Raw genomic sequence first — 22030 nt, 5'->3', positions numbered from 1 at the left:
ACCTACGCTTGATTGAATATTTACCCCCCCCAAACCCACTAACACCGCATTTAATTTAACGAAATTCATTTGCAAACCATGAATAAATCGGACGCCAATTTTTTGGACATCTATACAGATAACGCCAGCGCTGCGCGTTTATCTCGGCTTAAGGCACATCGTAAACTATGGCTGGCTGCACATCTTTACCTTGGTTTGTTTGCAGGTGCATTATTGGCAGTCGTCGGCTTTACCGGCAGTATCGCGGTTTTCTATGTGGAGCTACAAGAGGTCTTGAATGCCGAATTGAATGTAATTTCTGAGCCCTTACAACCCCGGCAGAATGCCCATTCATTGGATGAAATTATCATCGCGGCAGAATCTGCTAAACCGCCTGGCAGCAAACTCCTTAAAGTGTATTACCCCCGCAAGGCCGATGTCGCTTATAAGCTGCTTTACTTTGTCCAAGACGCCCGCCAAGCGAATAACGGCGATGGCTATTACATTTATATCGATCCTTACATCAATCAGGTCAAGGGCATACAGCTTTGGCATCCCAAGGGCAAATATTGGGGGCGACCTTTTATGAGTTTCATCATGCAGTTGCATTGGAGTTTGCTGTTAGGTGAAACCGGCGGCACGATTGTGGGTATTTTGGCAGCGTTAGCAATTATCTCGGTGTTGACCGGCCTGATAGTCTGGTGGCCTTTAACCGGCAAATATAAACAGGCGTTGAGCTTTAAATTTCATGCCGGTGCGACGCGCTTTAACTTTGATTTACATAAAACCGTCGGCTTTTATTGCAGCATAGTATTGTTGCCTGTGTTGTTTTCCGGGATTTATATGAACTTGCCCGAACAGGTTAATACGCTGGCTAAGCTATTTTCGCCAATTACCAGAACGAATGCCTATGACGGTATAGACGACGAAAGCTATCACTCTAGCCGCCATGCCGGTGAAAAAGCCATCGGGTTTTCGGCAGCGGTTGCGGCACTTGAAAATCACTCCTCTGTCGGTAAGGTAGTGATGGTCAATGCACCGATTGATCCGAACGGCGTTTATATCATTCAAAAAAGGGATGTTCTAGAAAACAGCCGCTTCGTTGGTCATCAAACGCTGGTTGTTGATCAATACAGTGGCGAGATTATTCACAGCTACAACGCGGGCATCGGCAATGCGGGCGATGTATTTCTGGACTGGCAATGGCCCTTACACAGCGGCCAAGCGTTTGCTTGGCCGGGGCGGATTTTGGTGTTTCTGGCGGGTTTGGCTTGTCCGGTTTTGTATGTAACGGGGGTGATTCGTTGGCTGCAAAAACGCCGCGCGGCAAAGTTGCATCAAGCCAAACAATCGCCAGCTTATGAATCGCGTTAGGAGCAATCTGGGGTCAGGTCTTGTTATCAAGGGCCGTAGGTTGGGGTGAGGCACGAACCCCAACATTGATGGCCTTTAAATTATCGATGACTTCATTGTTGCGTTGCCAACGGTTTGCGGGTTGTTTTGCTACTGTCGTGTTGGGGTTCCTGTCGTCACCCCAACCTACGCTCTGACTACCCGTAGGAATTTCTTGGCCGGAGCCAATTATCTCCCCGCCTCATAATGATTATTAAGAACATGGAAGGAGGCGCTGGTATGCGCAAAACCACTAAAAAGGCACCCTGCGTGGTGCCGGCGGAAAAAGCCGCCGAAATATTCCCGTCCGTGCGTTATTTCCAGATTCATTTTGAGTTTCTGCAAGAGCAGATTCAGTTGATCTTGCGTAATCAAGAAACCTTGCAACAGCAAATGCGACAACTGGAAAGTCAGCTGTCGCGAACGGGGCGTGGCATGCGCCTTGATGGCAACACGTTGAGTCCTATTGAGCGCCTAACAGTGAATCGTAACGCTACTTCGGATAGTGAAACCCCCAATTTTAATCTGACGGGGGGGAGGTGAAGCTGGCGCTGTGGCATTCGATTACGCATACGGCGGACCTACCGGTCTGCTTTTGGGGGTAGTTATTTGTTGCGTCAAATTTAAAGGATTCTAAAAACTTGAGGCGACAACTAGCTTGAAATTTTCCGTGCAATTTCCCAGTGAAGACGACGGCAGCGAAATGAGCGAGATCATAGTCTGATTACTTGTCTCTTTGGTTTTCTCGTCTAGCTTAACTCAGCGTATGATTGACGCTTTAATTTTGCACCCCATGACACGAAGTTCTGCCTCCCCTTTTAAGGACCATGCATGAAATATAGAGATTTACGAGACTTTATCGCCCAACTGGAAAAGCAGGGCGAGCTGAAGCGCATCATACAGGCAGTCGATCCGGTGTTGGAAATGACGGTGATCTGCGACCGGGTGTTAAAGCAGGGCGGTCCGGCTTTGTTGTTTGAAAATCCGAAAGGTTCCAACATTGCCGTGCTGGGCAACCTGTTCGGCACGCCGAAGCGGGTAGCGATGGGCATGGGAGCCAAAGATGTGTCCGAATTGCGCGGTATCGGCGAGTTACTGGCCTATCTGAAAGAGCCGGAGCCGCCGAAGGGCATGAAAGACGCGCTGGAAAAATTCCCGGTATTCAAGCAGGTGTTGAATATGGCGCCGAAAATAGTCAGCTCCGCACCCTGTCAGGAAGTGATTCGGGTCGGTGACGAAGTCGATTTAAGCGTCTATCCGATTCAAACCTGTTGGCCGGAAGACGCCGCGCCTTTGATCACCTGGCCGCTGGTGATTACCAAAGGGCCGAACAAAGACCGGCAAAACCTGGGGATTTACCGCCAGCAAGTCATCGGCAAAAACAAAGTCATCATGCGCTGGCTGGCGCATCGCGGCGGCGCATTGGATTTCAAGGAATGGCAGCAAGCGCATCCTGGCAAGCCGTTTCCGGTTGCAGTGGCTCTAGGAGCGGACCCGGCGACGATATTGGCATCGGTTACACCGGTGCCGGATTCTTTGTCCGAGTATGCCTTCGCGGGTTTGCTGCGTGGCAGCAAGACCGAAGTGGTCAAATGTTTGTCCAACGACTTGCAAGTGCCGGCCAGCGCCGAAATTGTCTTGGAGGGCTTTATCTATCCGGGAGAAACCGCGCCGGAAGGGCCGTACGGCGATCACACCGGTTATTACAACGAAGTCGATGAATTTCCGGTGTTTACGATTGAACGCATCACTCAGCGGCAGGTGCCGATTTATCACAGCACCTACACCGGCCGTCCGCCCGATGAACCGGCTATTTTGGGTGTGGCCTTAAATGAAGTCTTCGTGCCCATCCTGCAAAAGCAGTTTCCGGAAATCGTTGATTTCTATCTGCCGCCGGAGGGCTGTTCGTATCGGATGGCGGTGATCAGCATGAAGAAGCAATACGCCGGCCACGCCAAGCGGGTGATGCTGGGCACCTGGTCGTATTTGCGCCAATTTATGTACACCAAATTTGTGATCGTGGTGGATGACGATGTCGATGTACGCAATTGGCAAGACGTGATTTGGGCGATTACTACCCGGATGGACCCGGCTCGGGATTTGACGATTTTGGAAAACACGCCTATAGATTATCTGGACTTTGCTTCGCCGGTGTCGGGCTTGGGGTCCAAGGTCGGTTTCGATGCGACCAACAAATGGCCGGGCGAAACCAGCCGGGAGTGGGGACGTCCGATTGTAATGAGTGAGGATGTCATCAAAAAAGTCGATTCTATGTGGGATACCCTATTTAACTAGGGTAGACTGCCGGTTCGCTTGAATAACGGTACAGTTCCTAATGAAAATATTGGTTGTCGACGATATCTACGAAAACAGGCTATTGCTCGACAAATTACTGAGCAGGATGCAGCATGAAGTCATTTTGGTCGAAAATGGGGAGCAGGCGGTTCAAGCTCTGGCCAGCGTAAATCCCGATCTGATTCTGATGGATATTATGATGCCGGTCATGGATGGCCTGGAGGCTATCAAAGCGATTAGGGAGCGAACCCTGGACAAGTGGGTGCCCATTTTTGTGCTCAGCGCGCTAGCCGATGACCAAAATGTCCTGGATGGGCTGCAAGCCGGTGCTGACGACTATCTGCAAAAACCGTTCAGTCGTGCTGTTCTTGCCGCTAAATTGGGTTCGGTGCAGCGTGTGATCGATATGCAAAATCTGATTATTGCCGATACTCAGCTACTTAAAGCCTATCGCGACGAAAACGAAGCGGAGCAGCAGTTTTTACAGAGTATTTTTGAAAGGTTAATTAAACAGAGCGATCTGAAAGACGATCATTTGCAGTTTTGGTTATTGCCGGCCAAACGCTTTAGCGGCGATTTGATTTGCGCCAGGCGCGTCAGTAAGCAACAAATTTACTTTATGCTCGCCGATTCGACCGGCCACGGCTTGGCGGCAGCGTTACCGACGGTGATTGTCAATCAGGCATTCCAGGCGATGACGAAAAAGGGCTTGGCCGTACCCATCATCGTCCGCGAGATCAATCGCCTGGTGCACAGCCAGATGCCGACGGGCCGTTTCGTGGCTTTGGTATTGGGCATGATAGATGCTGAAAAAAAGTCGGTTGAGTTGTGGAATGGCGGCTTACCCGATGTTTATGCGCTGGATGGCGATGGCAAGCCGGTTCACACCTTTCGTTCCTCACACCCCTCTGCCGGCATTCTCGATAACCGGCAATTCGACGATACTTGCGAAATCTGGCATTGGCGCGAGGCTTGCGAGTTATTTATGTACTCTGATGGCTTGACCGATACCCTGGGTCCTGACGGCGGTTTATTCGGCCAAGAGCGCGTCCTGCAGATTCTCAGAACGGCACCGCCTGGCGCTGAAGTGGCGGCGATACAACAGGCCCTGGAAGCACATATGCTGAACCGGGAAGCGCAAGACGATATTTCCTGTATGGCCATTCGCTGCCGCTGAAGTTTTCGACTTTGGGCCGGCTGGTTTTTATTTCTGGAATCTTTTCGGCTGTTAGATTGAATGCTGGCGTCAGGCGGTAAAAAGCAGACTCAACTAATTTGTCTATACTGAGAATCTCGCGGATAACCCATTCAGCAGGCATGGCTCGGTACGAGTCGGACTGCTAGGTTTTCGCTCCCAACTTCATGATTCTTTGAAAACAGCAACGTGGACTTAAAACAGCATATTCTGCAAGCCGCCATTCTCATCGTCGACGACGAACCCGCTAACGTCAAATTGTTGGAAAAAATTTTGCAGCGCCAGGGTTATCGGAATATTCAATCGACCTGCGATTCTCGCGAAGTGACTTCTCTGTGTGATACCACGCGATTCGACGCCTTTTTGTTAGACATCCGCATGCCGCATTTAAGCGGCTTTGATGTCATGGAACAATTGCAACAGCGTTTCAGAGACGACTATTTACCCGTGTTGGTGCTCAGTGCGCAGCCGGACATGGAGACCCGCTTGAAAGCGTTGAGTTTGGGCGCTAAGGACTTTTTGACCAAGCCCTTCGATCAACTGGAAGCCGTTACCCGCATCCACAATCTGCTGGAAGTGCGCTTGATGCATAATCAGATACGCGATCAAAACCGTCTTCTTGAACAACAGGTAAAAACCAGAACCGACGAATTGTATCGTACTCGTCAGGAAGTCATACGCAGACTGGGGCTGGCCGCCGAGTATCGGGATAACGAAACCGGCAACCATATCATTCGCATGAGTAAATATGCGCAGCTGTTGGCTTTGGCGTATGGCTTAACTGAGCAGGAGGCGGAAATTATTCTAAATGCGGCGCCGATGCACGATATTGGTAAGATAGGTATTCCGGACCGGATTCTGTTAAAAACCGGCAAGCTCGACCCCGAAGAATGGCGGATCATGCAGACCCATGTGCAAATAGGCGCCAATATTTTATCCGGCTCGCCGACCGAGCTGATGCGGGCCGCGCGCACCATTGCCCAACATCACCATGAAAAGTGGGATGGCACCGGCTATCCGAATGGCTTGCGGGAAGAAGATATATCGATTGCCGGCAGAATTTGCGCGCTAGCCGACGTATTTGACGCGCTGACGTCGCAACGACCGTATAAGCCGGCGTGGGCGGTAGAAGAAACGTTGGCTTATATCGCCTCGGAATCCGGCAAACACTTCGATCCTAAATTAGCGCCGCTGTTAAAAAAGAATTTACCGGAAATTTTGATTATCAAAAGCGAATATGCAGACGCCGAGGTTATTCGGGATTTGAACTGATCGCGGGTTGTTTTAAGTATTTAAGCTGTGCGAATCGATTCCACACCGCTAATCAGCTCGGCTGACGCCAACTCCATGCCACGTTTGAAATAATCGCAGGCTTGATCCTTGTCGCCTTTGCTAAACAATAATTCGCCCAATAATTGATAGGTCGCCACCGACGCTTCGGTATTCAGGCTTTTCAACAAATATTGTTCGGCTTTCTCCATTTGCTCGGCTTTCAAAGCCAACTTGCCCAGTACTCTTAACAATACAGCGTTGCTGGGGTAAACCGCCAGCCATTGTTCGACCGACTGCAATTGCTTGGCTTTATCTTCGGCTTCAATATTGGAAACCAACACCAGCAAGGTGTCGTCCCAGTGCCGGCCCAATTGCTTGAGCATCGCCGATTCGACGCTACTGCCGGCGCCGGCGGCAATCATTGCCGCAAAATAGATGTTGGCGATACCCGGCAGAGTCTTAATGTGATCGGGGATGCCTTCCCAGCAGGTTTGGATCGCCTGGCGGTCACCCTGGGCGATGGTTTGTTTCAGCAGGCGGCTGAAGGTTTCCGTTTCCAGCAATTTAACCTCGGTTTCCATCAACACTTTATGCTGTTGCAGCGAAGGCAGTATCTTGCTCAAGCCTTCCCAGTCGCCCAGATGTTGATACGCTTGGTGCATCATTTTCAGCACCCGCGCATGGCCCGGATTGATTGAGTGCAACTTGCCCAGGGTTTCCAAGGCTTGCTCGAATTGTTTTTCAGACAGATGCAATTCGGCTTGGGTCAAGCCGACGGTCATATTGGTGTCCGAGGATTGTTCGCTGGCTTTTTGCAGATACTCGTCGCGCTTGTCCAGGGCGCCGCGCGATTGCGCTGCTCTGGCGGCCGTCAAATAATGCAGTAATGGTGCACCGCTGTGCGCGGCATGCTTGATCAGCACTTTCTCCGCGCGCTCCCAATTGCCGTCTGCCGCATCGAATAAGCCGGCCACCAGGGCTTCCTGCGAACGGTTGAAACGGATATTGCGGCGGCGCTTGGCAAATTGGTTGGGCATCCGAATCAACACCCCCATCAAGCGGAAAAAATTGTAAAGAACGAAAAAACCGATCACTTGCGCAACCGCAAATACGGTCAAAGAGGTTTCCAGCGACCAGTGGCCGAAACCGATCAGTACATAACCCGGATCATTCTGTTTGACCAGCCAGCTATGCAGCAAAAACGCCACCAGAACGGCGCAAAGCAAGGAGCCTAGAAAATACATGAGATTTTTCATAATGCCACTCGCTTATTGCTGGCCGGCAGAGGGTATTGCCGGCGAGGCCGTTTCCGCTGGCGGATTATTCAGCAAGGCTTTATCGGATTCGATACGCAATTTACTGATGTCTTTCAATAGCTTCAACGAGCCGCTGACATCCGGATATTGGCTGCGAATCTGTACGCTGGCCAATTTGTCCAGTTCAGCCACGAAGTTATCGGTTTGCTGATTTTCCGCGAAATTTTTCTTCAGCCATTGTTTGGCGTCGGCGATGCTACTGGCAAACAAGGTATCGTTTTGTTGTACCAGGGCAATTTCGATCATTTCCAGCCTGACTTTCAGCTGCTGCTTGATAAAGTGCGCTTCTTCGGGGGTCAGGATGGCGTTGACAGGTTGTTCGGTGTGGCGCAGCACCACATAGCCTTCCAGCTGTTTGGCCACCGTATTCAAGATTTCATGGCCGTGTTCGGATAGGTCGCTATTGGGTTCGGGCTTTTCCGGCTGCTTGCCTGCGTGCGGCAGAAATACCGATAGGCCTTCCACTGCATCTTGTAAGTGCTGGATGCCGCTGTAGATGCCGACGATGTCCGGTACGGTGGCGCCGTTTAACAAGGCGATTTCCTTGGCAATTTGCTCACGGACTTTAAATACCGCCGCGTCGCCGCTTTCTCTTAGCCGTTGATCGGCCGCTTCCAGCGCTTCGCGGGTGGTGGTGACGTCACCGACCAAATGCAAACGCTGATTGGCAACGGTCAACAGATATTCGGCATCGGCCAGTAGCCAGTCGCCGCGGGTTTTACCCAACTGCCGTTGCAAGGCCACAATTGAGGCTTCCAGCTCTTTGCGCGCCGTGCTCAGGCGCTCATCATGCAGCTTGGAAAAATCAGCCAACGTTTCATTAAAATGGTTATCTTTGCCGGTCATTTCGGCATTGACGTTGGCGATTTGCGTTTGCACGCCATTTAGCTGTTCGCGCAGGCCGTTAAGTTCTTTGTCCAGTTCCAGTATCTTCAGGTTATCCTGATTGTTTTCGGTATCTTGACTGAAGCGCAATTGCTGGAAAAAGAAAAAGCCTGCACCCGCCAAAGCAATCACCAATACGATAGAGGTGATGCCTATCCACAATCCGGCGTGAGACTTTTTAACCACCACTACCGGAGCTGGATTTTCTTGTTGTTCTTCAATTACTTCGGCCACTGTTTTCCCCGTTAAATAACGTCGTCAAGGTCTCTAAAATCGCTGCATCCGTGGGCTGTGCGCTCACTGCAATCTGTTTAAATCCGAAATCTTCGGCCGCTTGGCCGATCCGCTCGCTCACGACGACTAAAAGTATCGATTTCAACAATACTATCGACTTGTCATCCAGCATCACCAACAAGTTTTGTAAAGCTTCGACGCTGGTGATCGTCACGGCGTCCAGCTTCCCTTGGGCTATGTCTGTCCGCAATTCCGTGCTGTCCGCCATCGGCTGTTGGCGGCTATACACTTCCAGATAACTCGCTTCCGCGCCGCGGCTGCGCAAGCTCTCTGCCAGTTTTTCCCGGCCACCGACACCACGCACAATGACGCAGCGCATGCCGGCGACAGCGTGCAATTCAGGTTCAGCCAATAAGCCTTCGCTGTTGAATTTGCTGGCTGGCACGCAATCAACCGGCCATTCCGCTTGCTGCAATGCGTTGGCGGTTGCGGCGCCGACAGCCGCGATTTTGAATTTGCGCAAGGCCGGCATTTTGCCACCGAACGCCTTGATAGCAAAATCCACCGCGTTGGTGCTGGTAAAAATCAGCCAGTCGCTGGCGACGGCTTGGCTTAGCAAGTCCGGATCGGGCTGGGTTTCGACGATTTCCAGTGTTGGAAAGCGTATTGGCACGCCGCCCTGTTGTTCAATCAAATGACATAAATTCTCAGCCTGAGCGGCGGGCCGCGTTACTAGAATGCGTGCACCGTTTAAAGCCGAGTTCACTGGTATAGCTCGCGCAATATCCTGTCCGCGCCTTGCGCTAATAAATCCTCGGCAACGGTTTTGCCCAACGCTTCGAAGTCACTGAGGCTGCTTTCCGCCTCGGCTCTATATAACAAAGTACCGTCGGGGCTGCCGACCAGGCCGCGTAGCAATAAACGCTCGCCTTTGATTTCAGCAAAACCGGCAATCGGTACCTGGCAGCCGCCGTTGAGTCGGGCATTCATCGCTCGCTCGGCGCCGACCCGGATGCTGGTGTCCTCGTCGTGCAGTACCTTTAAATACTCGTGAATCTCGGCGTCGTCGATCCGGCACTCGATGCCGATAGCGCCTTGGCCCATCGCCGGCAGGCTTTCTGTCGGCTGCAATTGAGCGGTGATTCGTTCGCCCATTCCCAGACGTTTCAAACCGGCCGACGCCAGGATGATTGCATCGTATTCGCCGGCATCCAGTTTAGCTAGCCGCGTGTTGACGTTGCCGCGCAAACTCAGGATTTCCGCATTCGGGAATTTTTCCTTGATTTGGCATTGGCGGCGCAAGCTGGAGGTGCCAATGCGCGCGTTAGCGGGCAATTCGGCCAGGCTGCGATAGTGATTGGAAACAAAGGCGTCGGTCGGATCTTCTCTGTCCAGAATTACCGCCAGATGCAAGCCTTCCGGAAACTCCACAGGTACGTCTTTCATGGAATGCACTGCGATGTCGGCTGTGCCTTCCAGCATGCCTTGTTCCAGTTCCTTGACAAACAAACCCTTGCCGCCGACTTTGGCTAGCGGTGCGTCGAGAATTTTATCGCCGCGGGTGACCATTTTTACCAGCTCGGTTTGTAATCCGGGAAACGCCTGTTGCAACCTGGCCGCGACATGCTCGGCCTGCCATAAGGCCAGCGGGCTTTGCCGGGTAGCGATGCGAATAATTCTGTCTGCCAAAACTGCTCCTGCCGATTACTGGCGGGCGTCTAAGCTGCGCCCTTTGTTGAGAATAAATGCTCGCTATTGTAATCCGATTTGGCGGGGAAGGTGGTTAGAAGTTACTTGATCACCATTCAGCAACGCAGCGGCGAGGGGCAACAGAGAATCCTATTACCTAATCTCAAACAACTCAAAATGCTCGCTTGCAGCATGTGGATTGACGATTACTTCGGAGACTTTGGCCAACATCGGCCCTTTATGGCACCACGCCACCAGTTTTTGCAGGTCGTCAGGATGGCCGTTGCCGATGATTTCCACCGAGCCGTCGGCCAGATTTCTGACAAAACCTTTCACATTTAACTTCACCGCCTGCTTCTGGGTATAGGCGCGAAAATACACGCCTTGGACCCGGCCCTTGACGATGATGTGTAGACACTCGCTCATCGCGTAATCCTCCAGCAATAATGAATTTTTTGATCTCGGGCAAAATCCTCCGGAATGGTTTTCGCGCTGATGTCTTCTATCTGCAAATCCGCCAAGGCCTGTTTGTCCAATTTGAAGCGGCGGAAGTTGGTGGAAAAATACAGCACGCCTTCCGGTGCCAGCAAAGCTACGGCATTGCGCAGCAAATGCAAATGATCGTTCTGAATATCAAAGGCTTCGTCCATTTTCTTGGAGTTGGAAAAGGTCGGCGGGTCGAGAAAGATTAGATCGAACTGCACTTTGTCTTTGGCGCTGGCTTGTTCCGCCAGCCATTCCACGCAATTGGCACGCAGCAGTTTGTGATCACCTTGGATGCCGTTTAAATCAAAATTGCGTTTGGCCCAGTCCAGATAGGTGTTGGACATATCGACCGTGACGCTGGACGCCGCGCCGCCGACTGCCGCATGCACGCTGGCGCTTCCGGTGTAAGCAAACAGATTCAGGAAGCGCTTGCCCTTGGCTTGCTTTTGTATCATCAACCGAATCGGCCGATGGTCCAGAAACAGACCGGTATCCAGATAATCCTCGAAATTCACCCAAAACTTGCAACCGCCTTCTTCGACCACATGAAAGCGGCCGGATTCGCCTTGCTTTTCGTATTGATCGGTGCTTTTCTGCTTGCGGCGGATTTTTAGAAACACTTGCTCCTTGGGTATCTCCAATACTTTGGGAATTTCCACCATCGCCCCGGCCAGGCGTTGGTTGGCTTTGGCCGGGGCTATGGTTTTCGGCGATTCGTATTCCTGGACGTTGACCCAAGTCTTGTCCCCCTGATAAACGTCAACCGCCACCGCGTATTCCGGCAAATCGGCATCGTACAGCCGGTAGCAACTGACCTGGTTTTGCTTGGCCCATTTGCCGATTTTTTTCAGATTCTTGCGCAGGCGATTGGCGAACATCTCCGCCTGATTGTCGGGCTGCTCGGTTTCGGTGCGCCGGCTGATTTGGGCTATGCGTTCTTGCTGGGATTTGGCCTTGGGCTCGAAAAAGGTTTGTTCTTCGATATTAAAGCGCAGCAATTTGCACTCCAGCGCGCCGTTGAACAAGGTGATGGGCTTTTGCGAACGCACGCCCAGCCTAAAACCCAATTCAGGGTTGCTGATGATCATCGCCACCTGCCAGCCGACGAAGCGCTGTTTCAGCACCTCGCCGAAACGGCGGTAAAGCTCGGAGGTTTCCGCCTCGTCGCCCAGCCGTTCGCCGTAAGGTGGGTTGCAGGCGATCAAGCCCTTGGGCCAACTTTCCGCCGCTGTCGCATCGGCGATGTCGCGCCGTTCGATATGAATCTTGCCCGCCAAGCCGGCGTTTTCAACATGCTGCAAGGCGGCTACCACGGTGCGCCGGTCTTGATCGAAACCGACGATGACCGGCATTTTGCTCAAGCCAATATCGCGGCGGTGCTTGGCTTCGTCGAGCAGGCTTTGCCACAACTGCGCATCGTGTTTTTTCCAACCCAGGAAACCGAAATAATCACGCTGCAAACCCGGTGCATAGTCTGCAGCGATCATCGCGCCTTCTAGCAGCATCGTTCCTGAGCCGCACATCGGATCGAGCAAGGATCCGCCTTGTTCGGCGATTTTCGGCCAGCCGGCGCGCAGTAAAATCGCCGCCGCCAGGTTTTCCTTGATGGGCGCGGCGATGTTGACGTCGCGGTAGCCGCGCTTGTGCAAGCTCTCGCCGGACAAATCCAGGCTCAGTTGTGCGGTTTCGTTTTGCAAATACACGTTTACGCGAATGCTGGGTCGGTCGGTGTCGATATTGGGTCGCTTGTTGAACTTGGCGCGCATCTGATCGACGATGGCATCCTTGACCTTCAAGGCGCCGAAATGCGTGTTGTTAATGGCGGGATTGTTTTTGCTGCTAAACGATACCGCCAGACTGTCGTCCGGTTTGATGTGTTCGAACCAGTTGATCTTTTTGACGCCATCGTACAAATCCTGCTGGGACTTGACCTCGAAACTGCTCAGCGGCAAAAACACCCGGTTGGCGGTGCGCGACCAAAGGCAAACCCGGTAAGCCAGTGCCAAATCACCCTCAAAAGCCACGCCGGCCATTTTTTCGCGGACGTTTTGGCCGCCCAGGGCTTTGATTTCGTTGGCAAGGATGCCTTCCATCGCTTTAGGCGTGGTGGCAAAAAGTGGGTATTGGCTCATGGTTGACGGCTGGGTACGGAATGGCTGGCTAGGATACTAAAATGTGCTGCGACTGCGGCGGATATTTTTATAACAAAATTGCAAACCACGGTTCCATTCGACATCGTTCGCCCGGTCTGCCGAACGATATGCCGGTGATGACTTGGGTTGGGGTAATAGCAAGTGCGCCAATCGCGAGCGCTACGCACCACTCCGGCACGTTGCTCGTTCTGACTGTCGATAGCCCGGGTGCTTGTGTCTCGGCGCGCTGAGACAGATACCCAATCAATCAATAGTTGTCGAAGCGGTTTACAATCGCTTCGGCAAGGTCGCGCGCTGAAATGCTAAAGATTTGAGGTGGAAACCAAATTTTATAGTGGCCGGCTTATTGCTTCATAAGTATTAATGTTCTGCAACTCTCAAGATGGTCCTGGCTATGCACCCGCAAAAATACTCCGAAACCTACTACGACCCGCACCAACGTATCCGCGCCTGCAAAATCACTCCCGGCGAATATTGTGTCACCAATTCCGGCGAGCTTATTGTTACTGTGTTGGGGTCCTGCGTGATTGCCTGTATTCGAGATAGGCGGCGGGGCATAGGCGGCATGTATCAGTTCATGGTGGTGAACGTCAACGAAGACCAGCCGCTCAATCAACGCATGGAGAACATGGCTAGTAACGGCATGGACAATTTCATCAAGCACCTGGTCGGCATGGGTGCGGAAGAGAGCGAGCTGGAAGCCAAAGTGTTTGGCGGCGGTAACATTCTTAACGGCATGCAACGCAACAATGTCGGCGCGCGTAGTGCGCAGTTTTTACGCAGTTATCTGGCCGGCCGGAACATTCCGGTCCTCGCTGACGACATGCTCGGTATCTATCCCCGCAAGGTGTATTTCTTTCCGGAAACGGGGGAGGTGTTGGTGAAAAAGCTCAAGGATATAAAAAACGAAACTATCTTACAGCGGGAGCAGGAATATTCTCACAGGCTGTTTGCTAGGGTGTTGGCTTAGGTAGTTTGTGTCGCTGGCGCGACGGTTTTTTTGAATGTCGGTTCGCGGACCGACAGCCGCGATACTTTTCTTTGCTTGTTCAAAGAAAAGTATCCAAAAGAAAAGACACCCGGACGCCGCTTGTTTCCTGCGCTCCGGAGCTTTCGACGGGGGTTGCCGAAAGGGGCTTCCTGCCCCTTCGTCAACGCGCCGCATCCCTGCGGCGCCCCTACGGGCTGATCCCGCCAAAAGCTCCGGTGCTCGGCGCGGCATACGGGAGACACCCACTAGCAAGCCTGAAAGCTTTCGCAATACTTTTGGATGTGATGGAGTAGCTCCGAATAGCGAAGCGTATTCGGAGGAAGGAGGAGTATTCCAAGCATTCTTTGGCAGGGCATACCCTAGATGGGCTTTAATTCAACATGCGTCCGATTACGCTGCGCTAATCGGACCTACCGAGCTTTGTGGCTTTATCGCGTAGTGTCGGGTGGATTGATGAGTTGGGCTTATTGTTCATAGAAATGACTTTACTAAAGCTATAACTGAAACGATAAGAGCGATGGTTGCAATAATATTTGCACGATTGGATTGACCAACAGCTTTTTTCGCATTTAGACGTTGTTCCAGTTCAGCTTCGGAGGCAACACCTCGAAAATCTGCGTAGATGCCAGATGATTGCTCAGACGGATTGTCAATGTGGATTGAAACATCGTGTCTCTTGCATTCCTCTAATAGTCGTTGCTTCCGAGTTTGTGGAATGTCGCCAATATATTTCGACCAGTCTTGGTCACTCTGCTTTCGTGAAAACAGTCGTTTCAAAGCCGGAAAAACTTGTTTCATTTATCTGTTTTCATAGTCGTTGTATGGACGCATAGTGTCGGTGTTGAGCCCTCTTGTTCTATCACGGTCTAGCGCTTTCCCTCCACCGGGGCCAATTGATTGACCGCCGCCTGGGCCAATGGACTGCCCCCCACCCGGGCCAATTGACAAGCCACCGCCAGGACCAATTGATTGACCGCCACCGGGGCCAATTGACTGGCCACCTCCAGGCCCAATTGAATCGCAACCACCTGGGCCTATAGAATTTGGAACACAATCGCGCCAAGCTTGGGCGTAAGCAGTAATACAAAACATCAAAAGGACAGCGCACACAAGTTGTTTCATTTCCTTCTCCTTAGAAAAATAAGCGGCCAAAGTGGCATGCCTAACAAGTGATTAGATAGTTTATGGATACTTCCCTGAATTGGGTGATATACATGTTATGTCAATTTAGGGGGAAGTCTAGCTGGAAAAAGGATTCAGATTTTGTTCGAGCCAAAACAATATTCCAGCATACTTAAGGATGACGCTCGACGTAAGTTGGTTTGATGTTGGATTATGGGGTGGGTTTATCCCGTATGCCGCGCCGAGCACCGGAGCTTTTGACGGGATCAGCCCGAAGGGGCGCCGCAGGGATGCGGCGCGTTGACGAAGGGGCAGGAAGCCCCTTTCGTCAACCCCCGGCAAAAGCGAGGAGCGCAGGGAATAAGCGGCGTCCGGGCCGCCTTTTCTTTGGATACTTTCTTTTGGCGGAGCAAAAGAAAGTGTCTCGGTTGTCGGTCCGAGAACCGACATTAAATCAAACCGTCGCGTTAGCGACACCTCAATAAAGTCTTAAGCCAACAAACAACCGTTAGTTAAAAAGACAAAACAAACTCAGTTGACCTTAATCAACTCAACATCAAAAATCAGCGCCGCATTAGGCCCAATATCCCGTCCCGCGCCACGCTCGCCGTAAGCCAGGTTAGAAGGAATAAAGAAACGGTATTTCGCGCCTTCTTTCATCAATTGCACGCCTTCGGTCCAGCCCGCGATGACGCGGTTCAATGGGAAAGTGGCGGGTTCGCCGCGGCCGTAGGAGCTGTCGAATTCCTTGCCGTCGATGGTGGTGCCTTTGTAATGGACGGTGACGTTATCGGTGGCTTTGGGTTGCGCGCCGGTGCCTTCGGTGAAGACCACATATTGCAGACCGCTGGCGGTGGTTACCACGCCGGCGGTTTTGGCGTTTTCGGCCAGAAATTTTTCCCCGGCTGCTTTATTTTCGGCTGGGGTTGGGGCGTTGGCGTTGGCCAGTGAGAACATAGCAAATCCTGTAATAAATGCGATTAAAATGGCGATGACACGTTGTTTCGTGGATTTCATGAAAACTCCCGATAGATGATTGGGGCGGCTAGTTTATCAGTTTTTTTGTTCCAACTCCTGCCGGCAACTTGCCAGTTGCGCGTCGTAACGCAAGGCGCGTTGATGGACTTTTTGCGCGGTATTCATCAGCCATTGCTTGGATAAAAAGCTGTTGCGCTGATAGCCGCCTAAGCCTTCGTGATAGGTTAAATACAGATTGTTGGCGTCTGAGGTGGGGATGCCCAGCTTGCGGTTGCTGGTGGCGCAATACCAAGCCACAAAGTCGCAGCTGTCGGCAAAATCTTCTCTATCGGCCCAGCCGTTGCCGGCTTTTTGCTGATAGTCCGCCCAGGTTTCGTCCTTGGCTTGCGGGTAACCGTAAGCGCTGCTGGAACGAAACCAAGGGATAAAGCCGAGAATCAATGGCCGGGGCGGTTGGGCGTCGGCGACGAAGCTGGATTCTTGATGGATGATCGCCATCTGCACCGCAATGGGCACGCCCCAGCGCCGCGCGGAGCTTAAGGTTGCTTGATACCAATCGTCTTTTTCCCGGAAGATTTGACAGATATTTTCCGGGTTTTTTGGTGGCATGGTTGTACACGCCGATAAAACGGCTAGACTAGCCAGACAAATTAATCTGCTTTTCATATCCCAATAAATTAGATTGCTAAAAGGATTTACCTTTAAAAAGCCCTGCCAAACAGAAGGATTATTATGCCAACAACCGAAAAACGCGCCTATCGCAAAAACCTGGCTAGCCAAGGATTGCTGTATTTGGGCTTTGAAGAGCACGAAATTTGGGTCGTCAATCTGTCGCTTTCCGGCTTGCTGGCAGTGCTGAAGGTCGAGCCGCAGGTCAATGGCGTCAAAGACATTTTTAATGCTTTGCAAGTTTCGCCGATAGTCGATTTTTATCTGCCGAGCATGCGCTTGGCTGGAGAGGCGGAAATGGTGCGCGCTGAAGCTACCGAGGGCGGATTTGAAATTGCCATCGAGTTTCGCAACTTGTCTTACGATACCGATAATTTACTCTACAGCCGCCGCGCCTACCGCAAAAACATGACCGCGCCCGGGCATATTGTCTTCAACGGCAATGATTATGCGTTCAATACCGAAAATGTCTCGGTGGACGGTTTGATGATACGCATGCTGGGCAGAATTGAAGTGGCGGACGGTACGGTGGCCAAATTCGATTACAAGCACTTGAATCTGGAAGGCGAGGTTAAGGTGGTTTGGGTCGATCACGACGATATTTCCACGCTGATGGGCTTGCAGTATCTGCATTTGCAGCGTGACTATATCAAGGGTATTCCAAACTTTAGCTACCCGCCTCTGGAAGCCGGCTAGAACTGCGGGTTAAACCGTCGGCCACTCAAAAACGTTGCCGGTTACGCGCCTGCCAAAATTCCGTTGCCAATTGCTGAGCTTGTGCTTGGTCATCGGCTTTGTCCAGCAGCTTCAACGCAACGGCGGCAGTCGCTATCACGGTTGCCTCGCCAAATTCGTCGTTAACCTCGCCGCGCCAGAACTGCGCCAATAACTGCGGGTCCATGTCTTCGGCTTTCATGTGCCGGCGTTCGAATAAGGCCGGCCAGGTTTCGTCGTTAAGTTCGCCGTTATTGACACTTTGCACCAGACACTCGACGTCTGGATTCCGTTCGGTTTCGCCGCCTTCGCCTTTTAACACCGCCATGTTTTTCTGATCCAGCAGCAACGCGGCTTTTTGATGAACCTGTCGGTAGCTGGGATGAAAAATGCCTTGAATGCTGGCCGTGGCATCGAACGGATTCAACAATCTAACCAGGGTATGCACCGGCGAACGTAAACCCATAGTCGGCCGCAGATTGATCATGTCGTACAGTTTCGGGCAGATATATGCCAGCGACAGATAGCTGAAATTGTCGCGCTGCAATTGCTGACCGGCTTCTGCTATCGAGGCTGCGGCCTTAATGCCTAGGGCTTGCAGCACGTTTTCGGTATATAAACGCCCTTGGGTGTGACCGCCGGCGCCATGCATGAAGACCCTGATGCCGTTCTCGGCCAGCAGCAGCGTGGATAATAAAAACCAGGGTAAGTGGCGGCGTTTGCCTGCGTAGGACGACCAATCCAGATCGACAGCTACTTTGGATTCGAAGGCGAAGCTTTCCCGCGCGGCTTGCACGAAGCCGGCTAGCTCTTCGCAGGTTTCTTCCTTCACCCGCATCAGCATCAAAAATGCGCCGAGTTGAATCGGCTCGACCTGGCCGTCGGCCAAGATCATTTGCATTGCCCGGTAGGCTTCGTCTTGGGTCAGAGGGCGGGCGCCTTTTTTGCCTTTACCAAGTATCTTGATAAATTCCGCGAACGGATGTTCCTGGGTCAACAAGCTCATGAGAATGACAGTGGAAAATAATGATCGATCAGCAATGCCGCGAAAATCAGCATCAGATAAATAATGGAGTAGCCGAAGGTGCGCATTGCAGTTTTATTGTCTTTTTTACGCATCATTTGCACGGCGTAATAGATAAAACCCAAGCCCAATACCACGGCGGCCAACAGGTAAATAACACCGCTCATGCCGGTGAGATAGGGCAGCAGCGTACTAATCAGCAACAAAATGGTGTAAAGCAGAATCTGTAGCCGGGTGAATTCGACGCCATGCGTCACCGGCAGCATCGGGATGGCAACTTTGGCGTATTCGTCTCGCTTAGCGATCGCCAAAGCCCAGAAGTGCGGCGGGGTCCAAACGAAGATAATCAAAAACAACAATAAAGCGTGCGGATGTACTTCGCCGGTAATTGCCGCCCATCCCAGTACCGGTGGCGCTGCGCCAGCCGCGCCGCCGATGACGATATTCTGCGGCGTTAATTTTTTAAGGTATACCGTATAAATCAGCGCGTAGCCGATCAGTGACAAAAAGGTCAGAAAGGCGGTCAATACGTTGATTTTGATGGTCAATATCGCCATCGCTACAAGGCCGATAAAGCTGGCGAATACCAATACCTGATGAGAGTTCAAATGACCGGTGGGTAGTGGTCTATTCTTGGTGCGGCCCATTTGCGCATCGGCTTTTTGGTCGATGAAATGATTGATCGCCGCTGCCGAGGATGCCGCCAGGGCGATGCCTATGCTGCCGTAGAAAAAGTTATCCAGCGGCGGCATCCCTGGCACAGCCAGCAACATGCCGACGATGGCGGTAAACACGATCAATGCCACGACTCTGGGCTTACAGAGTTCTAAGTAGTCTTTCCAGGATAGCGCGGAGGTGATGTCGGTCATCAAGTACCAAATAGATTTGCGGGTCTTTAAACATATAGAATAACAGTGAACCATTGATTATTAAAATAATCACAAGCGCTCACCATCTTTTAGTCAACGAGGGATTTATGAACTATAGGCTCGCGGCGTTAGCGCTGCTTTGCCCTGCTGTCGCGGCGCATGCCGAGGCCGGCAAGGTACACGAACATGTTTTTAGCAACGGCTTGAAACTGCTGGTAAAGGAGGACCATCGTTCGCCGGTGGTAGTATCGCAAGTTTGGTACAAGGTCGGGTCCAGCTATGAACCCGGTGGCATCACCGGTATCTCACATATGTTGGAACATATGATGTTCAAAGGCACCGCAAAATATCCGGCCGGCGAGTTTTCCCGGATCATCGCCGAAAACGGCGGTAACGAGAATGCCTTTACCGGTCAGGATTACACGGCTTACTTCCAAACCCTGGAAAAATCGCGTCTGGAAATCAGCTTTAAACTGGAAAGCGACCGGATGCGCAATCTGGACTTAAAAGCCGAGGAACTGAAAAAAGAACTGGAAGTAGTGACCGAAGAACGGCGCATGCGCACCGACGATCAGCCTCGTTCGAAAGTACATGAGCAATTCATGGCTACGGCTTTCACCAACAGCCCATATCAAAACCCGGTTATCGGTTGGCCGTCCGACATCGCCAGTTATAAAGTCGAAGACCTGCAAGCCTGGTATCAACAATGGTACGCACCCAATAATGCCACGCTGGTGGTGGTGGGTGACGTCGATGCGTTGCAAGTCGAAAAGCTGGCCGAGCAATATTTTGCGCCGCTGCAACCCAGCGTGTTGAAGCCGGTAAAGCCTCAGGATGAAAGCGAACAGAGAGGTGTGCGGCGCATCACCGTGAAAGCCCCCGCCAAACTGCCTTATCTGATGATGGGTTATAAAGTGCCGGTACTGAAAACCGCCAAGCCGGAATGGGAGGCCTACGCGCTGGAAGTGCTGGCGGGTGTGCTGGACGGTGGTGATAGTGCCCGCTTGTCTTCGCGTCTGGTCAGGGGTAAGCAAATCGCGGTATCGGCCGGTGCGGGTTACGACTTCACTTCGCGCTTGCCCGAGATATTCCTGTTGGAAGCCACCCCCGCCGAAGGTAAAACCGTATTTGATCTGGAATATGCTTTGCTGGACGAGGTATATCAACTCAAGAACCAGTTGATCGACAAGGATGAATTGCAACGCATCAAGGCGCAAGTGTTGGCCAGCGCGGTGTATCAGAAAGACTCCAACTTCTATCAAGCCATGCAATTGGGCACGCTGGAAACCGTGGGTATCGGTTGGCAAAAAGCCGACGAGTATGTCGATAAGATCAATCAAGTCACCGCCGAGCAGGTCAGGGAAGTGGCGCGTAAATACTTGATCGAAGACACGCTCACCGTCGCCTATCTCGACCCGCAACCGATCACCCAAGCCGCCAAACCTGCAAAAGCCATAGGAGGCCATCATGCGTTTTAATTTAATTGGTTTGGCACTATTGCTGTTGAGCCAGACCGTCTGGTCCGCCGCCAAAATCGAAAACTGGCAAACCCCGCAAGGCAGCCGGGTTTACTACGTGCGCACCGCCGGCTTGCCGATGGTCGATGTGCGAGTGGTATTCGATGCCGGTAGCGCCCGTGACGAGGCGCAGTTCGGTCTCGCCGCGCTGACTTCCGCGTTGCTGGACAGCGGTGCCGACAATTTGAGCGCTGACGACATCGCCCAGCGCTTCGAATCCGTAGGCGCCAATTATTCAGCCGGTGTCAACGAGGATATGGCCTGGTTGGCGATACGGACGCTGACCGAACAAGCCTTGTTCGACAAAGCCTTGGCTACCTTCGGAACCGTGTTGAGCAAACCGGCCTTTAACCAAGCCGATTTCGAGCGGGAAAAAGCCCGCACGCTGGCCGGCTTGAAACACCGGGAAGAATCGCCCGGGGAGCTGGCCGGCCTTGCTTTCAATAAAGCGCTTTACGGCGATCATCCCTACGCCCATCCAGAAACAGGTGTGGTGGAAACTGTGGCCGGATTTAGCGCCGATGATCTGAAAAATTTTTATCAAAAATACTATGTGGCCGCCAACGCGATGGTGGTTATCGTCGGTGACGTCAGTCGCGAGCAAGCAGAGCAGACCGCTAACCAGTTACTGAGCAAGTTACCGGTCGGCAGCAAGCCTGCCGAAATTCCGGTGGTGACGATGCCCAGCAAATCCAGCAAGCAGCACATCGAGTTTCCGTCCACGCAAACCCACGTACTGGTTGGCTTGCCCGGCACCTATCGCAAGGACCCGGATTATTTTGCTCTATATGTGGGTAACCATATTTTGGGTGGCGGCAGCATGGTTTCCCGGTTGTTTGAAGAAGTGCGGGAGAAGCGCGGTTTGGCCTACGGTGCTTACAGCGTATTCGCTCCGATGTATCGCCAAGGCCCGTTCATGATGAGTTTGCAAACCCGCAACGATCAAACCGAGCAGGCCTTGGATGTGTTGCTGAAGACCTTCAACGAGTTTCTGGATACAGGCCCCAGCGATAAGGAATTGACCGCCGCCAAGCAAAACATCACAGGTGGTTTTGCGATGCGCTTCGATACCAACAGCAAGCTGACCGATTACGTAGCGATGATTGGTTTTTATCAGCAGCCGCTGGACTATCTGGATACCTTTCAGAGCAATGTCGAAGCTGTCAGCATCGAGCAAATCAAGGATGCGTTCAAGCGCCGGGTAAAACCGGAGTTGTTGCAAACTGTAACGGTCGGTGCCGGTAAATAAA

General features: G+C 52.1%; 20 protein-coding genes. 9 read left to right on the top strand and 11 right to left on the bottom strand.

Annotated features, from left to right (window positions below):
- The first annotated feature begins 78 nt into the window (after positions 1-78).
- The 5 genes from ACH5Y9_RS18980 to ACH5Y9_RS18960 all read left to right on the top strand — a co-directional run bounded on the left by ACH5Y9_RS18980 (position 79) and on the right by ACH5Y9_RS18960 (position 6133).
- Complete coding sequence (locus ACH5Y9_RS18980; protein WP_445367182.1) at positions 79-1353, top strand: PepSY-associated TM helix domain-containing protein; 1275 nt, start codon at positions 79-81, stop codon at positions 1351-1353.
- 258 nt (positions 1354-1611) lie between these two features.
- Complete coding sequence (locus ACH5Y9_RS18975; RefSeq protein ID WP_445367181.1) at positions 1612-1914, top strand: hypothetical protein; 303 nt, start codon at positions 1612-1614, stop codon at positions 1912-1914.
- A 288-nt stretch (positions 1915-2202) separates the two neighbouring features.
- Positions 2203-3666 (top strand): 4-hydroxy-3-polyprenylbenzoate decarboxylase, encoded by a 1464-nt coding sequence (gene ubiD / locus ACH5Y9_RS18970; protein ID WP_445367180.1) that lies wholly within the window; start codon positions 2203-2205, stop codon positions 3664-3666.
- A 40-nt stretch (positions 3667-3706) separates the two neighbouring features.
- The gene (locus tag ACH5Y9_RS18965; protein ID WP_445367179.1) at positions 3707-4843 is read left to right on the top strand and encodes a PP2C family protein-serine/threonine phosphatase; all 1137 of its coding nucleotides are present in this window, start codon (positions 3707-3709) and stop codon (positions 4841-4843) included.
- A 207-nt stretch (positions 4844-5050) separates the two neighbouring features.
- Positions 5051-6133 (top strand): HD domain-containing phosphohydrolase, encoded by a 1083-nt coding sequence (locus ACH5Y9_RS18960; protein WP_033158548.1) that lies wholly within the window; start codon positions 5051-5053, stop codon positions 6131-6133.
- Between the two features lie 20 nt (positions 6134-6153).
- Here ACH5Y9_RS18960 and ACH5Y9_RS18955 read toward each other — a convergent pair whose 3' ends face one another.
- The 6 genes from ACH5Y9_RS18955 to rlmKL all read right to left on the bottom strand — a co-directional run bounded on the left by ACH5Y9_RS18955 (position 6154) and on the right by rlmKL (position 12875).
- A complete protein-coding gene (locus tag ACH5Y9_RS18955) occupies positions 6154-7389 on the bottom strand; it encodes a heme biosynthesis HemY N-terminal domain-containing protein (RefSeq protein WP_445367178.1) in 1236 nt (411 codons plus the stop codon).
- Positions 7390-7401: 12 nt separating this feature from the next.
- A complete protein-coding gene (locus tag ACH5Y9_RS18950) occupies positions 7402-8568 on the bottom strand; it encodes a uroporphyrinogen-III C-methyltransferase (RefSeq protein ID WP_445367177.1) in 1167 nt (388 codons plus the stop codon).
- Positions 8552-9262 (bottom strand): uroporphyrinogen-III synthase, encoded by a 711-nt coding sequence (locus ACH5Y9_RS18945; RefSeq protein ID WP_445367176.1) that lies wholly within the window; start codon positions 9260-9262, stop codon positions 8552-8554. Before ACH5Y9_RS18945 ends, ACH5Y9_RS18950 begins: the two co-directional genes overlap by 17 nt.
- 68 nt (positions 9263-9330) lie before the next feature.
- Positions 9331-10257: a hydroxymethylbilane synthase gene (gene hemC / locus ACH5Y9_RS18940; protein WP_205452827.1), complete on the bottom strand. Its 927-nt coding sequence runs from the start codon at positions 10255-10257 to the stop codon at positions 9331-9333.
- A gap of 153 nt (positions 10258-10410) precedes the next feature.
- Positions 10411-10683: an acylphosphatase gene (locus ACH5Y9_RS18935; RefSeq protein ID WP_205452831.1), complete on the bottom strand. Its 273-nt coding sequence runs from the start codon at positions 10681-10683 to the stop codon at positions 10411-10413.
- Positions 10680-12875 (bottom strand): bifunctional 23S rRNA (guanine(2069)-N(7))-methyltransferase RlmK/23S rRNA (guanine(2445)-N(2))-methyltransferase RlmL, encoded by a 2196-nt coding sequence (gene rlmKL / locus ACH5Y9_RS18930; RefSeq protein ID WP_445367175.1) that lies wholly within the window; start codon positions 12873-12875, stop codon positions 10680-10682. The genes ACH5Y9_RS18935 and rlmKL overlap by 4 nt, the downstream gene beginning before the upstream one ends.
- Before the next feature lie 415 nt (positions 12876-13290).
- Here rlmKL and ACH5Y9_RS18925 point away from each other — a divergent pair, with 415 nt between their 5' ends.
- Positions 13291-13866: a chemotaxis protein CheD gene (locus ACH5Y9_RS18925; RefSeq protein WP_033158609.1), complete on the top strand. Its 576-nt coding sequence runs from the start codon at positions 13291-13293 to the stop codon at positions 13864-13866.
- 492 nt (positions 13867-14358) lie between these two features.
- On the opposite strand, the gene ACH5Y9_RS18920 is transcribed toward ACH5Y9_RS18925, so the two are convergent.
- The 3 genes from ACH5Y9_RS18920 to ACH5Y9_RS18910 form a co-directional block, all read right to left on the bottom strand.
- Complete coding sequence (locus ACH5Y9_RS18920) at positions 14359-14685, bottom strand: hypothetical protein (protein WP_445367174.1); 327 nt, start codon at positions 14683-14685, stop codon at positions 14359-14361.
- An 855-nt stretch (positions 14686-15540) separates the two neighbouring features.
- Positions 15541-16026, bottom strand: coding sequence for an FKBP-type peptidyl-prolyl cis-trans isomerase (locus ACH5Y9_RS18915; RefSeq protein ID WP_192392074.1), 486 nt, complete (start codon positions 16024-16026; stop codon positions 15541-15543).
- 36 nt (positions 16027-16062) lie between these two features.
- Entirely contained in the window at positions 16063-16653 is a 591-nt protein-coding gene (locus tag ACH5Y9_RS18910) for a transglycosylase SLT domain-containing protein (protein ID WP_171696745.1), read from the bottom strand.
- 66 nt (positions 16654-16719) lie between these two features.
- On the opposite strand from ACH5Y9_RS18910, the gene ACH5Y9_RS18905 reads away from it, so the two are divergent.
- On the top strand, positions 16720-17352 hold the full coding sequence (locus ACH5Y9_RS18905; protein WP_445367173.1) for a PilZ domain-containing protein: 633 nt from the start codon (positions 16720-16722) through the stop codon (positions 17350-17352).
- Between the two features lie 25 nt (positions 17353-17377).
- Here the strand turns inward: ACH5Y9_RS18905 and ACH5Y9_RS18900 are convergent, their stop codons facing one another.
- Both ACH5Y9_RS18900 and cyoE read right to left on the bottom strand, forming a co-directional pair.
- A complete protein-coding gene (locus ACH5Y9_RS18900; RefSeq protein WP_445367172.1) occupies positions 17378-18376 on the bottom strand; it encodes a glycosyl transferase family protein in 999 nt (332 codons plus the stop codon).
- Complete coding sequence (gene cyoE / locus ACH5Y9_RS18895) at positions 18373-19263, bottom strand: heme o synthase (protein WP_445367171.1); 891 nt, start codon at positions 19261-19263, stop codon at positions 18373-18375. Before cyoE ends, ACH5Y9_RS18900 begins: the two co-directional genes overlap by 4 nt.
- Positions 19264-19370: 107 nt before the next feature.
- On the opposite strand from cyoE, the gene ACH5Y9_RS18890 reads away from it, so the two are divergent.
- Complete coding sequence (locus tag ACH5Y9_RS18890) at positions 19371-20741, top strand: M16 family metallopeptidase (protein WP_445367170.1); 1371 nt, start codon at positions 19371-19373, stop codon at positions 20739-20741.
- Positions 20731-22029, top strand: a complete 1299-nt coding sequence (locus ACH5Y9_RS18885; protein WP_445367169.1) for a M16 family metallopeptidase — start codon at positions 20731-20733, stop codon at positions 22027-22029. Before ACH5Y9_RS18890 ends, ACH5Y9_RS18885 begins: the two co-directional genes overlap by 11 nt.
- The last annotated feature ends 1 nt before the right edge of the window (position 22030 follow it).

This window comes from Methylomonas sp. BW4-1 (assembly GCF_052474385.1).
The sequence above is the reverse complement of the archived record's forward strand: the minus strand, read 5'-3'. Positions and strand labels throughout refer to the sequence as shown.

What these genes read in the sequence shown, in the direction of transcription:
- ACH5Y9_RS18980 (WP_445367182.1), top strand. Translation starts at nt 79, where the DNA reads ATGAATAAATCGGACGCCAATTTTTTGGACATCTATACAGATAACGCC.
- ACH5Y9_RS18975 (WP_445367181.1), top strand. Translation starts at nt 1,612, where the DNA reads ATGCGCAAAACCACTAAAAAGGCACCCTGCGTGGTGCCGGCGGAAAAA.
- ubiD (WP_445367180.1), top strand. Translation starts at nt 2,203, where the DNA reads ATGAAATATAGAGATTTACGAGACTTTATCGCCCAACTGGAAAAGCAG.
- ACH5Y9_RS18965 (WP_445367179.1), top strand. Translation starts at nt 3,707, where the DNA reads ATGAAAATATTGGTTGTCGACGATATCTACGAAAACAGGCTATTGCTC.
- ACH5Y9_RS18955 (WP_445367178.1), bottom strand. Translation starts at nt 7,389, where the DNA reads ATGAAAAATCTCATGTATTTTCTAGGCTCCTTGCTTTGCGCCGTTCTG.
- ACH5Y9_RS18935 (WP_205452831.1), bottom strand. Translation starts at nt 10,683, where the DNA reads ATGAGCGAGTGTCTACACATCATCGTCAAGGGCCGGGTCCAAGGCGTG.
- rlmKL (WP_445367175.1), bottom strand. Translation starts at nt 12,875, where the DNA reads ATGAGCCAATACCCACTTTTTGCCACCACGCCTAAAGCGATGGAAGGC.
- ACH5Y9_RS18925 (WP_033158609.1), top strand. Translation starts at nt 13,291, where the DNA reads ATGCACCCGCAAAAATACTCCGAAACCTACTACGACCCGCACCAACGT.
- ACH5Y9_RS18920 (WP_445367174.1), bottom strand. Translation starts at nt 14,685, where the DNA reads ATGAAACAAGTTTTTCCGGCTTTGAAACGACTGTTTTCACGAAAGCAG.
- ACH5Y9_RS18915 (WP_192392074.1), bottom strand. Translation starts at nt 16,026, where the DNA reads ATGAAATCCACGAAACAACGTGTCATCGCCATTTTAATCGCATTTATT.
- ACH5Y9_RS18910 (WP_171696745.1), bottom strand. Translation starts at nt 16,653, where the DNA reads ATGAAAAGCAGATTAATTTGTCTGGCTAGTCTAGCCGTTTTATCGGCG.
- ACH5Y9_RS18905 (WP_445367173.1), top strand. Translation starts at nt 16,720, where the DNA reads ATGCCAACAACCGAAAAACGCGCCTATCGCAAAAACCTGGCTAGCCAA.
- ACH5Y9_RS18900 (WP_445367172.1), bottom strand. Translation starts at nt 18,376, where the DNA reads ATGAGCTTGTTGACCCAGGAACATCCGTTCGCGGAATTTATCAAGATA.
- cyoE (WP_445367171.1), bottom strand. Translation starts at nt 19,263, where the DNA reads ATGACCGACATCACCTCCGCGCTATCCTGGAAAGACTACTTAGAACTC.
- ACH5Y9_RS18890 (WP_445367170.1), top strand. Translation starts at nt 19,371, where the DNA reads ATGAACTATAGGCTCGCGGCGTTAGCGCTGCTTTGCCCTGCTGTCGCG.
- ACH5Y9_RS18885 (WP_445367169.1), top strand. Translation starts at nt 20,731, where the DNA reads ATGCGTTTTAATTTAATTGGTTTGGCACTATTGCTGTTGAGCCAGACC.